The following is a 13,124-nucleotide window of genomic DNA, read 5'->3' on the forward strand; positions in this document are numbered from 1 at the left end:
GCCGGCCTCGTTTAAGCCTTGTCAGGCAACCCATTTTCACAGCTCGAACCATGTTATATAATGGTAGGTATAACGCTAGCCCCACCGGACTCAAGATCCGGCGAATTAACTGAACGAATAGGAGTAATCGAATGGACATTGTGCAAATACCTACATATTTAATTGATGAAGATACGGATCAGCCCCGCTATCAATTTGACGAGGATTCCTTGCAGGAGCTGATGAACAGCATCGCAGAGCTTGGCCTTTTATCTCCAATCAAGGTAAGAACGACTAAGGATGGCCGATATAAAATTATTTATGGCAACCGCCGTTATAAAGCATGCAGTACCTTGGGTAAGCCCACCATCCCCTGCATTGTTTCAGATGTAACCGATGAGCTGGAAATTTATCTGGAGCAGATCGCCGAGAATTTGACGCGGGAAGGCTTTTCACCCATTGAAGAGGCGGATGCCTTTAATAAGCTGCTCAAGGACCCAAAGTTCAGCAGTTCAACCAAATATCTTTCCAGTAAGCTGGGTAAGCCAGAAAGCTATATCAAGAACAAGTGTGACCTGCTTAAATTCAGCAATGCTGTCAAAAAGCTGATCGTAAGCGGAACGGAAATCAGGAAGGACAAGCTCACCGAGCTGCAGGTGCTGCCTCTCAAGGATTTGCCGATTGAATACCGGGACTCGTTGGCACTGATGGTCGCCAGGGATGAACTGTCAGTAAGTGATGTCAAGAAAATCGCCAAGCTGTTCAAGGATAAAGATATCTCCGACAATACGAAAGCAAAGCTGCTGTATAAATCCGGCTATGAGCTTATAGAAACATGGTCCGTATTTGAACAAAATAGAGCGGAAAGATCGAAGCAAGCTGAGGCCAAAGCCGCGACGAAGGCCGATAAATCGGATAAGCGGACTCCCGAACAGCCTCCAACCGAGGCCAACTCAGCCGCGGCGGCAAGCTTGACGCAACCCGCAAAAGAACTCAATTCCGATCCCGAGCATCAACCGGGTAATGAATCCGAGCATCAATCTGCTTCACGATTAGTAAACGAACCCGTAAAGGAAGCAGCGTCGAATACAGTGACAGAGGTTCTTATCGATAGTACACTGCAGCGATTACTTGCCACTCTTCCCTCCTACAGCCCGTTGTCTGATGAGGTGCTCCGTTCCTATGAGGAGATCTATGACAACGATAAAGAAAGCTTTCATGCCAGTGTGAAGCTGCTTGTCGACAATCTGGAAAAACATCTGGAGCAATGGAAAAAAGTACAGAAGTTCACGCAGGATCAGGACCAAATAGCCGCAGCTGAAGCGGTTAATTATTAAAAAACAGGCTGATTCTCCACCATGCTTCCGGGGAATCAGCCTCTTTGTGCTGCACACATGCACAGCGGTTTCCAGAGCCTCCTATTTGCTTGCATAATCTGATTATGCGGCCATCCTAACGCAATGTAAGGTGTGCGAAGGCAGCTTGGCATAGCGCTTGGAGACAGATGTTTGTCTGGACTTAAGATGATTACGAGCAATTCCAATTGCCACAGCAGGTTCAAGCTGATCCCGCTGGGCAAGTTCTACGAGCACCGCAATATCCCCCATTTGATAAGCCGCTACCAGCATCTGCAGCAATGCCTTGGAGCTCTCTTCTTCAGGTAAAATCAGCACATCCTGCTCCAGATCCGATCTGACGGCTTTCAATGATTGACGAGCTCGGTGAAGCGCTGCTTTGATCGCGCCTTCTGTCGTTTGCAGCAGCTGTGCCGCCTCTAGGATCGAATAACCAAGTACATCCCGCAATAAAAAAACCGTTCGTTGCAAAGCAGACATATGCTTGATGAGCGCCAGAAAAACAGTCTCCATTTCCATCGCAACACCATGATCCGGCATAATCGTCTGCCGCTGCTCCTGTTGGAGGATTAAGGACAGGCTGCTGTTTCTTCGCATTCGATCGATCCACGTGTTCTTTGCTATCCTCAGCATGTAAGCCTCTGGATTCGCATGTCCCGTCTCTTGAAGTACGCGTGTTGCTTTCAGCCACGTATCCTGAGCCAAATCCTCTGCATCCCAATTGGACTGCGTAATCGACAAACAGTACCTTTTAACGGTCATTTGCAGTTCTGCCCAATTCGTACCGTTAGCCGCTTCTATTGTTGCTTCCTTGCTTTCTATGGTACCAGCTAAGATCATACAGCTCTCTCCTTTGCCTGGTTAATGACAATACATAGCTTCAATATGATAACGAATGAACCCTGAATAAGGATACGCAGCTTCTAAAAAAATGAACACCGTATCCTTTTCCTTATTAAATTCGTTTGCTGATGGAAAGCAGATAACCAAACTAATATCTATAATGGAGGTAAACAAATGAACAACAATTATGTGCCTTATGTGGTGGAGCAAACCGGTCGCGGCGAACGTTCTTACGATATTTATTCAAGGCTGCTCAAGGACCGAATCGTATTTCTTGGCGCCGCGATTGATGACCAGATGGCCAATAGTATTACAGCTCAATTGCTATTTCTGGCTGCGGAGGATCCTGAGAAAGAAATTAGTCTCTATATTAACAGCCCTGGCGGTTCTACCTCAGCAGGATTTGCCATCTATGATACCATGCAGTTCGTGAAGCCTCCGGTACACACCATATGCACAGGCTTTGCAGCTTCCTTCGCAGCCATTCTGCTGCTCGCAGGAGCCAAAGGCAAACGGTTTGCACTCCCGAACAGCGAGATCATGATTCATCAACCACATGGTGGAACGCAAGGTCAAGCCAGTGATATTGCTATCAGTGCCAAGCGGATTATCGGTATTCGAGAACGATTAAACCGGATCACTTCCGAAAAAACCGGTCAGCCGCTTGAAAAGGTGGAAAAAGATATGGATCGCGATTACTTTATGTCCTCGGAAGAGGCACAGGAATATGGTATTATTGATCAAGTGGTGACCTCATTGTAACACAAATAACTCGAATTTTCGTTTCCAAACACATCAAGCCCGCCGCCCAGAATCGAGAATTCAGGCGGCGGGCATATTTTGTAATTCAAAGAAAGTCCTTATGCTTACAAATACATGCTCTTGGCGCCCCCACTATTGTTTTATAGAGGAAATAAAGCTACCGTATCCCGCTGCTGCAAGCCTTCAATCATTTGCTGCCATTGTGACGGCTTATCGGGCAGAACTGCATAATAGCGTGTTAGAAACTGCACAATCAACGAGGCAGATACCTCCGTGCAGCTATCGTCGATTGGCAAGAAGCACAAATCCAGCACTTCAACCGCTTCGCCATTGTTCTCCCAGGAAGGATGTACATAGTCCAATTCTAGGCGTTGGTAGCCCAAATGGGAAAGAACCTCGCGGCGCACATACGGATCCATCGGCTTAATACCGCCAAATTCATGACCCTCAATACGGTAAGGATCATAAATTTCAGCAAACATGCCAAGCATCGAACGACCGGATAACGCAGCCTGCTGCTGCAGATCTGCCATCCGTTTAGCTGCCATGAACCGTCCGATACCAAGACCTGCCTGACCAATAATCGTGAAATCCGTCATCGCAACCTGCAGATCATCATAGTAACGGTATTCAGTCGCACCAACTACTGCCCCCTCATGAACAGCTACAAATACACGAATACCCGGATCTTCGAGCGGTTCCTTCCATAGCGAATATTCATAAACTTCCTCAGGCGGAAATACCTTTTTCATCAGCTCATGCATTAATAAAAAATTCGGGTCCTCGATACTTGTAATTCGTACAAAATCCATCCTCAACACTCCCTGCTATTGATGTCATTCATTTCCCACATTCATGTCTATCACTTACGTTTAAAAGGATTCCTCCACTCCATCAGCAGCCCGTAGTTGCAGGATTCCTCATCCTCCAAATAGTTCGCAACGATATCCACCGGAGTACGACCGCAGCGCATCAAAAAACTGATAACCGGGTCCTTGCATCGTCCATCCAATATCGCTTGCACATATTGCTGCACCGTCAGCTCATTGGCAAACTTATGATAACCCGGCATACGACCCCCACCAAGCAGTCGGTCTAAACCCAGCTGTACCGTAACCTCATACATCGATTGCATCATCCATTTGCCCAAACCAAGCTTGCGGCTATTGGGATGAATACAAATATCGACAACATACAGTGTGCCGCCACCCGGAACATGCGTTCTTATATACCCGTTATCTGTAACTTCTGCCCAACTGTGACCCGTCTGCTCCGTCTGCGTATCGATTCGAAGACTCGTCATCGACCCGACAATCTCCCCTTCTACCTCCATACACAAGGCACCCTCGGGAAATCTGCTCACATGTTCGTTCAACTGCTCCTTGTTCCACCAGAGCTCTGACGGAAAAGGCGGAGGAAAGCTCTCCTGTTGAATATGAATCAACGCATCAAAATCTTCATGTGAATAGTTTCGGATCAGCGCTCGTAGCGGCTTCTCACCATGATAAACAAATAACTCTTTGAAATAACGATCCTTGTGATGATCCGTTAATTCAGCTGTTTCCTTACCCTCGCTCAATTCAAATGGCCTCCTTGCCTACGGTCTACGACCAATCCGTATACAGGTCGGTTCTGCGATCCCGCCATGTCGTCACCGAACCCCGTTCTCTCACTTCTGCAAGCAGCTGCAAATCCAGATCAGCGGTGATCACCATATCATCATTTAGCTCGCCTTGAGCCATAATACCCCCAGGAGGAAATGGAACATCATTAGGCGTCAATACCGCAGCCTGACCAAAATTGCTGCGCATAAAGTCAACCGTAGGAAGCGCACCTACAGTTCCTGTGGTGACAACATAAATCTGATTTTCGATCGTACGTGCGTGACATGTATACCGTACCCGATGATAGCCATGGCGGTCATACGTGCAAGACGGACAAAATAATACATCAGCGCCGCGAGCTCGGGCCATCCGAACAATCTCCGGAAATTCCACATCATAGCATACCAGAATAGCAATACGTCCTTTATCCGTATCAAATACCTGAAGCAAATCACCTGCACCCATATTCCATTCCTTGATTTCCGCAGGTGTAATGTGCAGCTTGTTCTGTGTGGCTATACGTCCATCCGGATAAAATAAATAGGCCGTGTTAAACAGCTTTCCCTGCTCGGAGGTAACATGTGTTCCCCCTATCAAATGCATGCCCGTTTTCATAGCCAGCCCCTTGAACAAGTCCACATAAGCCTCCGTATAACCAGGCAGTGCTTCAATCGGCAGCGGTTGTCCGTTCTCGTCGCCAATGGACATTAATTGGGTCGTAAACAGCTCGGGAAACAACACAAATTCCGACTCGTACTCCTCAGCTATGTGGACATAATGTTCTACTTGTTTGGCAAACTCTTCAAAACTATGAATAGTGTGCAGATGATATTGTACTGCGGATACCCTCATTTTCATTGTTTCTATTACCTCAATTTCTATGATTGACATATGAATAAGATTCTAATAATTACGCTGCTAATTGTAGTATTTTACCCCATTCGTGAGCATTGTTCAATTGATTTTGTATTTAGTCATCGCAGTAATCTATGGTCTATGGGTTTTCAAAACAAATATAATATGATAAGATACAATTCATCAAATCATCCTATGTTTGGAGGTTTAAAATTTGCTGCAAAAAACGACTCGACTTACCCTTGTTGATCAAGTCATTATTCAAATTGAAGCCATGATTGAATCCGGAGTCTGGCCGCTTGGGACCAAAATTCCGCCGGAACCGGATCTGGTTCTTGATCTGAATGTCAGCCGCAATACATTACGTGAAGGTATAAAAGCATTGTGTCATGCCGGGGTGCTAGTGACGAAGCAGGGTGATGGTACCTATGTATCTTCAAGCAGCACGCTTGGCGCGGCTATTCAACGTCGTGTCCAAAAATCCGGCTTATTGGATACGTTGGAGGTTCGAAATGCTCTGGAGCAAGAAGCTGCCAAGCTATCAGCTGAAAGGCGTACTGATGAGGATTTAGCGAAAATCCGCTTCTATCAACAGGAATGCCAGACATTGTACAACCAACACGATTTGGAACGATATGTGGACGCGGATATGAAGCTGCATCAGACCATTGTTGAATCAACCGGTAATCGTATGCTGATTGACCTGTATGAGCATATTACGGAAGCAATTCAGGATTCTATTACCGTTATTTTAAAGAAGCAAGTCTCGGATAACCTGCCGCTGGATAAACACGATCAGCTGGTAGAAGCCATATTCGCGCAAGATCCCGATGCGGCGGCCAAGCAGGTACAGCAGTTTATTAAAGAAGTTAGACACTTCATCGAGCAGGAGGACCTATAAATGAAAGCTCAACCACATACACTCCATGCTCAAGCAGCTTCAGCCTCTACCGGATGGCTGCTTTTACTTGGAATTATATTGATTGCGGCCAATTTACGCGCCCCGATCACTTCGGTAGGACCGTTGATCGGGACAATTCGACATGATTTGGGCTTATCGAATACATTAGCAGGCATGATCACGACACTTCCGTTAATTGCTTTTGCCTTATTATCACCGCTGGCACCGAGGTTGGCTCGCCGGTTTGGCATGTCCCCTGTCTTGTTGGGATCATTAATTTTACTGGTTATTGGTATTGTTGTCCGTTCAGCATCAAATATCGGTTTACTGCTGCTCGGAACGGTACTATTGGGCCTTGCCATATCCATTTGCAATGTACTGATGCCAAGTCTGATTAAAGAAAAATACCCTTTACAAATTGGAGTCATGATCGGCGTTTATGCCGTTGCGATGAATCTTAGCGGTGCAATTGCATCGGGAATCAGTGTTCCGATAGCTACTCATACAGGATTAGGCTGGAAGGGGGCATTGGGTCTGTGGGGCGTGTTAGCTGTTATAGCCATTCTTATCTGGATACCCCAGCTAGGGCGTCAGCAGCATAAAGCACTTGTTACGAAGTCGAGTGAAAAACGCACGAATGTATGGAAGTCATCACTTGCTTGGCAGGTGACGATCTATATGGGACTGCAGTCGATGCTTTTTTATGTCGTCATTTCATGGCTGCCCGACATTTTGAAAAGCCAAGGGTTGAGCTCAGATTCCGCAGGCTGGGTGCTTTCCTTGATGCAGATCGCATTACTTCCGCTTACCTTTATCGTGCCCATCCTGGCTGGACGCATGAAAAATCAAATCGCGCTTACCGTTGCGACAGCATTATGTTTCTTCATCGGTATTGGAGGACTGCTTTCAGGGAATCATCTGGTTCTGCTGTGGTCGATCTTGATCGGGATCGGAGCGGGTTGTTCCTTCAGCTTGGCGATGACCTTTTTCGGACTGCGAACAGCCAATGCGCATGACGCAGCCGAGTTATCCGGTATGGCTCAATCCGTCGGTTATTTGTTAGCCGCGCTCGGCCCTACTTTATTCGGTTATCTGCATGATGTGACCAACGGATGGTATGTGCCTCTTATCCTGCTGCTGGTCATCACCTTCTTGCTGCTTATTTTCGGAATTGCCGCCAGTCGCAATCGAGTGATCGGTGCTCCCAAAGCATGATCGTGCTCAACCGCCAGTCCCTCTCAGCACAGATTTGGGCAGCTTAGGCACAACGCGATTCATCGCTTCCTGCTTTTGTTTGTCTCCCACATGTGTATAAATTTGTGTGGTTTGTATACTGGCATGCCCGAGCAGCTCTTGCAGAGTTCGTATATCTGTTCCTGCGATCACCTGCATAGTAGCAAAGGTATGCCTGAGCTTGTGGCTGGAGAACGACTTTCCTTGCAGCTCACTAAATTCGGTCTTCAATTGGGCAAAATTCGCTTCGGCAATTTTTTGGATCATACGGGTGGAAATGCGGCGGCCAAATTGGGATACGAAGAACGCCTGCTCGATTGTTTTTCTCGGATCAATTCGTTCGTTCAAGGCCATGATCAAAATTTGAACCAAGGATTCCGGCAGCGGAACGGATCTCCATTTGCGCCCTTTTCCATATACCTGCAGCATGTGCGAGGAACGGTTAAAATCTGCTATATTCAATCGATGCAGTTCACTTACCCGTAAACCTGCATAACTCATCAGCAAAAACATTGCGACATTCCGAATCTGGTATTTCCCTTCGATCGATTCCAAAAAAGCGGACAGCAGATGCTCATCCAAATATGAAGGCAGCGAGTTTCTCTCGACCTTTGATTTTTTTAAATGCAGCGCCGGATTGTTGTCCGCATATTTATGCTCAATTAAGGCATTGAAAAAAGTTCGAATCGAAGATAGATAACGATTACGTGTCGAATCCCCAGCTCCTCCTTGACGCATCTGCGTGAGAAACCGCATCACATCCAAAGCTTCCAGCTTACTTAGTGATTTAGGAGCAACTGCAGCCAAAAATAATCGGACGTCTCCCAAATAAGCTTTTTGCGTTTGAGCGGTAAAGCCTTGGTCCTTCATCCAAATATCAAACAGCTCCAGGAGCTCTTCATCAGGGTACATACGGTCCATACCAATTATCTCCGTTCGTTTAAAGTGTAATTACGCTAAATATCAATTTAGCGTAATTTTTTTGGTGAAAAAAACACTGCAAAATCCACGTTTTGCAGCTGGTAAAGCTCACATTTTGTATACGAATGTCGAGTATATGAATGCTATATGTTTTATTTCCACCAAATAGCAGCTGGATACTGAGAAGTATTTACGTTAACCACTTCACCGATTCTTGGTGTGGCTATCGCTACTCCTCGTTCTTTGGCTGCCTGGATCACACGTTCAATCGGGTCCGTCCAATCATGGAAGGCCAGCTTGAAGGCTCCCCAATGGATCGGAATCATCACTTTACCTTGCACATCGAGCTGCGCCTGAACGGTTTGCTCTGGCAGCATATGTATGGCTGGCCATCTCTCATCATACTGACCACATTCCAACATTGTCAAGTGAAAAGGTCCATAGGTGTCCCCTATCTTTTTGAAATGGGGTCCGTAACCACTGTCGCCACTAAAAAACAGCTTATGCTCCGAACTGGCAATCACCCACGAACACCATAAGGTCGAATTATTGTCCAATAAGTATCTTCCAGAAAAATGAATCGCAGGGGTACAGACGAGCTTTAAGCCCGCGGCCTCCGTCTCTTCCCACCAGTTGAATTCATGGATTTTACTCCGATCCACGCCCCATCTTGCCAAATGTCTTCCTACTCCACGAGGCGTATAAAAGCTGCCAACCTTATGCTTAAGCTTTTGGATGGAGCCGTAATCCAGATGGTCATAATGATCATGTGACAGCAGGACAGCATCAATCGGTGGAAGCTGGTCAATATCAATTGGAAGCTGCTTGCTGTACCTCTGATTACCAAACCAGGGAAATGGCGTAGGTGCTTTACCGAACATAGGGTCCAGCAGCAATGTCTTGCCATCGATTTCAATGAGAAAAGCCGAATGGCCAAACCAGACAACTCGTGTCCCCGATTCCTGACTTCGTCCAAGATCAGCAGGAAATATCGAGATAGGCTGGCTTGGCTTACTTTTCGGATTTCCTCTGATAAAATCCTTCAGGATGGACAGGGTTGTTCCCGGTATCGTGTTAGATCCAATATCCACCTCATTGACAACCTTATCCCCAGACCACTTCGCTCCGAAAGCAGGATAATAACGCAAAAACAAGATCAAAGATAAGATAATCACTCCAAGTATAATAGCTGCAATCAGCATCCTCTATCTCCTATTCGTCAAATTCTTCGCAATCAAGATTATGTTAGCATAGTCCGTTTTAAAGTACAATTTTGCTCGCTGGGTACGATTGTCGACAAAAATACGAATCCGTTTGGAAACCAACCAAACCTACGGTGCAAAATGGACAGTCATGTAGGTTGATACCCTTCCCTGATAGTTGCGTAATACATAGCATAATAAATTCGAAACCGAGCTTGTAGGCTCCGAATGCCTGCTTCAGGAATTGCAAAATAATCATTAGTTAGATAAATCATTAATACTATTAATTTTATGGAGGAAGGATTCTTGTGACTAAATATCTCATTATCAATGCAGATGACTTTGGACTTTCCCAAAGTATCAATCAAGGTATTATCGAAGCCTATCATGCGGGTACAGTATCCAGTACAACCTTAATGTGCAACATGCCTGGGTTCCAAGATACCGTTACCCTTGCGAAGAAAACACCCTCATTGGGAGTTGGTTTACATTTTAATCTGACCTATGGTAAACCGCTTGCTAATCAACAAAAGGTTTCTTCTCTAGTTAATCCTATTGGAAGCTCAATTTAAACGATTCATTGCCAGTGGTTTATATCCTACCCATCTGGACTCCCATCATCATATCCATATCGATTCGGAGCTCGTGTATCGTGCATTGAAAGACCTTTCAATTCGTCTGCAAATTCCGATGTGTCTCCATCCATTGATCATAGAAGACAGACAAATCTTTCGCAGCTCCGGATTACTTGATTCTCGATACTTACGATACAGATGACGGTGTTGACCGTTTAATCGGCTATCTGGATCATCTTCCTGATGGTATCACTGAGCTGATGTGTCGCCCTGGTTATGTGGACGATGATGTCAGAGCGTATTCAGTAATGGACGGGTGGGAGAGCTAAGGAGCTGCATGTATTTACGAATCAACGAATTGTCGAGAAGCTGTCAGAGCTGGATATTCAATTGGTAAACTTCGGTTTCATCCCAGAACCAGAAAAGCCCGAGTGTTCAGAGCCGTTTGAGCAAACTTTAGCTGAAGTTATACCTCAACCCATACGTAACCGTAAAACAAAAAAGAAGATGGTAAACCGAAGAAAGAAACGTGGCATTCGCGTTCTGAAAAAAGTTAAAGTAATGAAGCTCAAGAAGAAAATCATCCTAAAAAAAAGAAACGATACACGAAGCTAAGCAGCAAAAAAGTCAGCTGATGATATAGATTCCTTCTAATGTGCACCAGTCGTAAAACAAGTCTTAGAGCTAATCGCAAACTGTAGTTACCCCCAAAAGGAAGAAGATTAGATAATTTCCTTGTTGGGGGTATTGTAAATTCCTGACTTGATGGCTGTGAGGCGGAACCCCTACCGGAAATTTTCTATATACTCATACAGAAAAGCGTCTAATCTGCGGGCATCTCTACCGAGCAAGCGCTTTACAGTATCCGTAGGCTTTTCCGGTATCACCGTAGACATGGTTTGAATTTCCACAACGTGATTCGCTAGCCAAGGAGGCATATGTCCGTGTTCGATCAGATTGCTGAGTAGTACTTGTGGGTCCAAGTTGATGTAGCTTATCGGCCGGTTAAGCAGGGTAGATAGTTGACTGGCGATCTGGGAATAGCTAAAAATCTCCGAACCCGTAAGCGTATATATTTGGCCTGATATTTCGCGATTGGTTAGAACTTCTGCAGCTACATCTGCGATATCGCGACAGTCAATGAAGTTACAAGGAGAATCACCCATGGAACCGAAGAAAACATTTTGGGTTGTGATCGTTGGTGCAAAGTGCAGTAAGTTTTGCATGAACGCATAGGGGCGCAGCACAGTGTGGGTTAGGCCCGATTCACATAAGGTTTTCTCGATTTCGTGATGCCAGCCCGCCACTGCCACTGGAGAGGTCTTCTCAAAGGCAGGACTGGATATTTTGACGATGTGTTCGATTCCAGATTCGGAAGCAATCTGGACGATCGAAGTCTCCAATTCGATTTGTCTTGGACTGTTTGACATGGCAAGGAAGAGCTGGCTAGCTCCTGCAAACGCCTGGCGCAGCGATTCGGGGTCGGAAGCATCGGCCGATGCGACCTCGATTGTCGATCGGCCTTTATCCCCGATCAGATCACGCAACTTCTCAGGCTCTCTGCTCAGCGCTCTGGCGGGCACATCAAGATCTATCAAACGTTTCAAAAGTGCACTACCTATCGTACCTGTTGCTCCAATAATAACTATCATTTTTTATCTTCTCCTTTGGATGAAAAATTTGTTGTGACGGCAAGACGCCACCGCCATGTTACTATCGTGCTGGCAATCACTCCAGATAACGGGAAATCAATCCAGACACGATCGACCCAGGTCAAGTTATCCATCGGAATAATAATTCCCAGTAAATTAGATGTCGTCCAAGCGGCGAATAGGCCAAATGCTGCTCCCATCAACGCAAACATCCCAACCACAACCAAGTGAGGCGTGCAGATGATCCACCGTTTATGGCCTCCCCGGCTGCGTAACCAGAGGCCAAGCATCAAGGCTATGAAGGCCGACGCTCCGCCGATTGTGGTCAAGGCCCCTATTTGGAGCCCCTTGTCGGCAGTGACCAATCCCCCGATGCCCGCCATAATGGCAGGAGATGCATAAGCCATTACAACCTCACGCCACAGAACAAAAGTCTTTGCGCCAGAATCAGCTGTCTTGATGTCGTAAAGACCTTCTGTCTTACTCGGGTATTCTGTCTTGTTCATTCAGTTACATCCATCCTTTCTTCTTTTACATTGTTCAGCAATTGCTGTTAGCTCGATATAATTAGGAGGCTAACTATATAAGAGTGAAAATGGGCTAGCTTAACTAGCCCGTTCTACTCCTTACTGATGTTTTCTTTTGACACGCTTGGTTCGTCTGTAAGCGCTGAAATGCCTTGTGTAACTCGGCCAAGCAGGTCCAGAAATACACTGCGTTCCGCTATACTGAGCAAGCTCACCATAGCTTCCAGCCGTGCAAAATGCTCGCTAGCCATTTCGCGGAGTTTCTTCGCTCCTTGCTCTGTCAATTTGACTGCTTTCTGACGGCCATCGACTGAACTTGATCGCCGGGAAACGAGGCCATCTCGCTCCAGTGTATCGATAAGACCGGTCACTGTAGCACGTGTAACACCTAGATGCTCTGCCAATTGCGAGGGCAACACTTCTCCTTCGTTATCTTCAAGATCAGCTAGTAAACGATACCGCCCTGTTGATAAACCGAATCTGGCGAAATGAATCTCCGAAGCATGTCCAAGCTTGGCTCCCGCTGCCATCAACCTAGACGCGACGAGCACAGCCTGTGCGTCTATGTCTAGATTATAGCGATCAATCTGACGCTTGGATTGTACAAGCGAGGGAATAGCGTTAATGTCATTTGTTACTTTAATATCGTTGTTCATACACATAGTATGGCACCTAATTACTTTTGTGTCAACACATGTTTGTAGCACAGCTTTAA

General features: G+C 46.1%; 14 protein-coding genes and 1 pseudogene. 6 read left to right on the forward strand and 9 right to left on the reverse strand.

Annotated elements, in window-relative coordinates; translation table 11 throughout:
* Positions 1–131: 131 nt before the first annotated feature.
* Complete coding sequence (locus tag NST47_RS20550) at positions 132–1,316, forward strand: ParB/RepB/Spo0J family partition protein (RefSeq protein WP_341156787.1); 1,185 nt, start codon at positions 132–134, stop codon at positions 1,314–1,316.
* Between the two features lie 102 nt (positions 1,317–1,418).
* On the opposite strand, the gene NST47_RS20555 is transcribed toward NST47_RS20550, so the two are convergent.
* Complete coding sequence (locus NST47_RS20555; protein ID WP_341156788.1) at positions 1,419–2,174, reverse strand: RNA polymerase sigma factor; 756 nt, start codon at positions 2,172–2,174, stop codon at positions 1,419–1,421.
* Positions 2,175–2,351: 177 nt separating this feature from the next.
* Here NST47_RS20555 and clpP point away from each other — a divergent pair, with 177 nt between their 5' ends.
* Positions 2,352–2,939 carry an ATP-dependent Clp endopeptidase proteolytic subunit ClpP gene (gene clpP / locus NST47_RS20560; RefSeq protein WP_341156789.1) on the forward strand — a complete coding sequence of 196 codons (588 nt, stop codon included), beginning with the start codon at positions 2,352–2,354 and terminating at the stop codon, positions 2,937–2,939.
* 140 nt (positions 2,940–3,079) lie between these two features.
* Here the strand turns inward: clpP and NST47_RS20565 are convergent, their stop codons facing one another.
* Genes NST47_RS20565 through NST47_RS20575 form a run of 3 tightly spaced genes read right to left on the reverse strand, consistent with a single transcriptional unit; the run spans position 3,080 to position 5,401 of the window.
* Positions 3,080–3,751 carry a GNAT family N-acetyltransferase gene (locus tag NST47_RS20565; protein WP_341156790.1) on the reverse strand — a complete coding sequence of 224 codons (672 nt, stop codon included), beginning with the start codon at positions 3,749–3,751 and terminating at the stop codon, positions 3,080–3,082.
* A 50-nt stretch (positions 3,752–3,801) separates the two neighbouring features.
* Entirely contained in the window at positions 3,802–4,518 is a 717-nt protein-coding gene (locus NST47_RS20570) for a GNAT family N-acetyltransferase (protein ID WP_341156791.1), read from the reverse strand.
* Positions 4,519–4,543: 25 nt separating this feature from the next.
* Entirely contained in the window at positions 4,544–5,401 is an 858-nt protein-coding gene (locus NST47_RS20575) for a carbon-nitrogen hydrolase family protein (RefSeq protein ID WP_341156792.1), read from the reverse strand.
* Between the two features lie 211 nt (positions 5,402–5,612).
* Here NST47_RS20575 and NST47_RS20580 point away from each other — a divergent pair, with 211 nt between their 5' ends.
* Both NST47_RS20580 and NST47_RS20585 read left to right on the forward strand, forming a co-directional pair.
* Positions 5,613–6,299 (forward strand): FadR/GntR family transcriptional regulator, encoded by a 687-nt coding sequence (locus tag NST47_RS20580; RefSeq protein WP_076234113.1) that lies wholly within the window; start codon positions 5,613–5,615, stop codon positions 6,297–6,299.
* The gene (locus NST47_RS20585; RefSeq protein WP_341156793.1) at positions 6,300–7,514 is read left to right on the forward strand and encodes a CynX/NimT family MFS transporter; all 1,215 of its coding nucleotides are present in this window, start codon (positions 6,300–6,302) and stop codon (positions 7,512–7,514) included.
* 6 nt (positions 7,515–7,520) lie between these two features.
* Here NST47_RS20585 and NST47_RS20590 read toward each other — a convergent pair whose 3' ends face one another.
* The gene (locus NST47_RS20590) at positions 7,521–8,453 is read right to left on the reverse strand and encodes a tyrosine-type recombinase/integrase (RefSeq protein WP_341156794.1); all 933 of its coding nucleotides are present in this window, start codon (positions 8,451–8,453) and stop codon (positions 7,521–7,523) included.
* A gap of 152 nt (positions 8,454–8,605) precedes the next feature.
* Positions 8,606–9,655 (reverse strand): MBL fold metallo-hydrolase, encoded by a 1,050-nt coding sequence (locus tag NST47_RS20595; RefSeq protein WP_341156795.1) that lies wholly within the window; start codon positions 9,653–9,655, stop codon positions 8,606–8,608.
* 308 nt (positions 9,656–9,963) lie between these two features.
* On the opposite strand from NST47_RS20595, the pseudogene NST47_RS37205 reads away from it, so the two are divergent.
* Both NST47_RS37205 and NST47_RS20605 read left to right on the forward strand, forming a co-directional pair.
* Positions 9,964–10,432: pseudogene (locus NST47_RS37205) on the forward strand (ChbG/HpnK family deacetylase).
* Entirely contained in the window at positions 10,404–10,559 is a 156-nt protein-coding gene (locus tag NST47_RS20605) for a hypothetical protein (RefSeq protein WP_341156797.1), read from the forward strand. Before NST47_RS37205 ends, NST47_RS20605 begins: the two are co-directional and overlap by 29 nt.
* A 456-nt stretch (positions 10,560–11,015) precedes the next feature.
* Here NST47_RS20605 and NST47_RS20610 read toward each other — a convergent pair whose 3' ends face one another.
* The 3 genes from NST47_RS20610 to NST47_RS20620 form a co-directional block, all read right to left on the reverse strand.
* Positions 11,016–11,882, reverse strand: a complete 867-nt coding sequence (locus NST47_RS20610; protein ID WP_341156798.1) for an SDR family oxidoreductase — start codon at positions 11,880–11,882, stop codon at positions 11,016–11,018.
* Positions 11,879–12,289, reverse strand: coding sequence for a hypothetical protein (locus NST47_RS20615; protein WP_341156799.1), 411 nt, complete (start codon positions 12,287–12,289; stop codon positions 11,879–11,881). Before NST47_RS20615 ends, NST47_RS20610 begins: the two co-directional genes overlap by 4 nt.
* A gap of 212 nt (positions 12,290–12,501) precedes the next feature.
* Positions 12,502–13,065 carry a MarR family winged helix-turn-helix transcriptional regulator gene (locus NST47_RS20620; RefSeq protein WP_341156800.1) on the reverse strand — a complete coding sequence of 188 codons (564 nt, stop codon included), beginning with the start codon at positions 13,063–13,065 and terminating at the stop codon, positions 12,502–12,504.
* Positions 13,066–13,124 lie beyond the last annotated feature (59 nt).

The sequence above is a fragment of the Paenibacillus sp. FSL H8-0034 genome, assembly GCF_038000305.1.
Classification (GTDB): domain Bacteria; phylum Bacillota; class Bacilli; order Paenibacillales; family NBRC-103111; genus Paenibacillus_S.

What these genes read in the sequence shown, in the direction of transcription:
- NST47_RS20615 (WP_341156799.1), bottom strand. Translation starts at nt 12,289, where the DNA reads ATGGCTTATGCATCTCCTGCCATTATGGCGGGCATCGGGGGATTGGTC.
- NST47_RS20575 (WP_341156792.1), bottom strand. Translation starts at nt 5,401, where the DNA reads ATGAAAATGAGGGTATCCGCAGTACAATATCATCTGCACACTATTCAT.
- clpP (WP_341156789.1), top strand. Translation starts at nt 2,352, where the DNA reads ATGAACAACAATTATGTGCCTTATGTGGTGGAGCAAACCGGTCGCGGC.
- NST47_RS20595 (WP_341156795.1), bottom strand. Translation starts at nt 9,655, where the DNA reads ATGCTGATTGCAGCTATTATACTTGGAGTGATTATCTTATCTTTGATC.
- NST47_RS20620 (WP_341156800.1), bottom strand. Translation starts at nt 13,065, where the DNA reads ATGAACAACGATATTAAAGTAACAAATGACATTAACGCTATTCCCTCG.
- NST47_RS20590 (WP_341156794.1), bottom strand. Translation starts at nt 8,453, where the DNA reads ATGGACCGTATGTACCCTGATGAAGAGCTCCTGGAGCTGTTTGATATT.
- NST47_RS20610 (WP_341156798.1), bottom strand. Translation starts at nt 11,882, where the DNA reads ATGATAGTTATTATTGGAGCAACAGGTACGATAGGTAGTGCACTTTTG.
- NST47_RS20550 (WP_341156787.1), top strand. Translation starts at nt 132, where the DNA reads ATGGACATTGTGCAAATACCTACATATTTAATTGATGAAGATACGGAT.
- NST47_RS20585 (WP_341156793.1), top strand. Translation starts at nt 6,300, where the DNA reads ATGAAAGCTCAACCACATACACTCCATGCTCAAGCAGCTTCAGCCTCT.
- NST47_RS20555 (WP_341156788.1), bottom strand. Translation starts at nt 2,174, where the DNA reads ATGATCTTAGCTGGTACCATAGAAAGCAAGGAAGCAACAATAGAAGCG.
- NST47_RS20565 (WP_341156790.1), bottom strand. Translation starts at nt 3,751, where the DNA reads ATGGATTTTGTACGAATTACAAGTATCGAGGACCCGAATTTTTTATTA.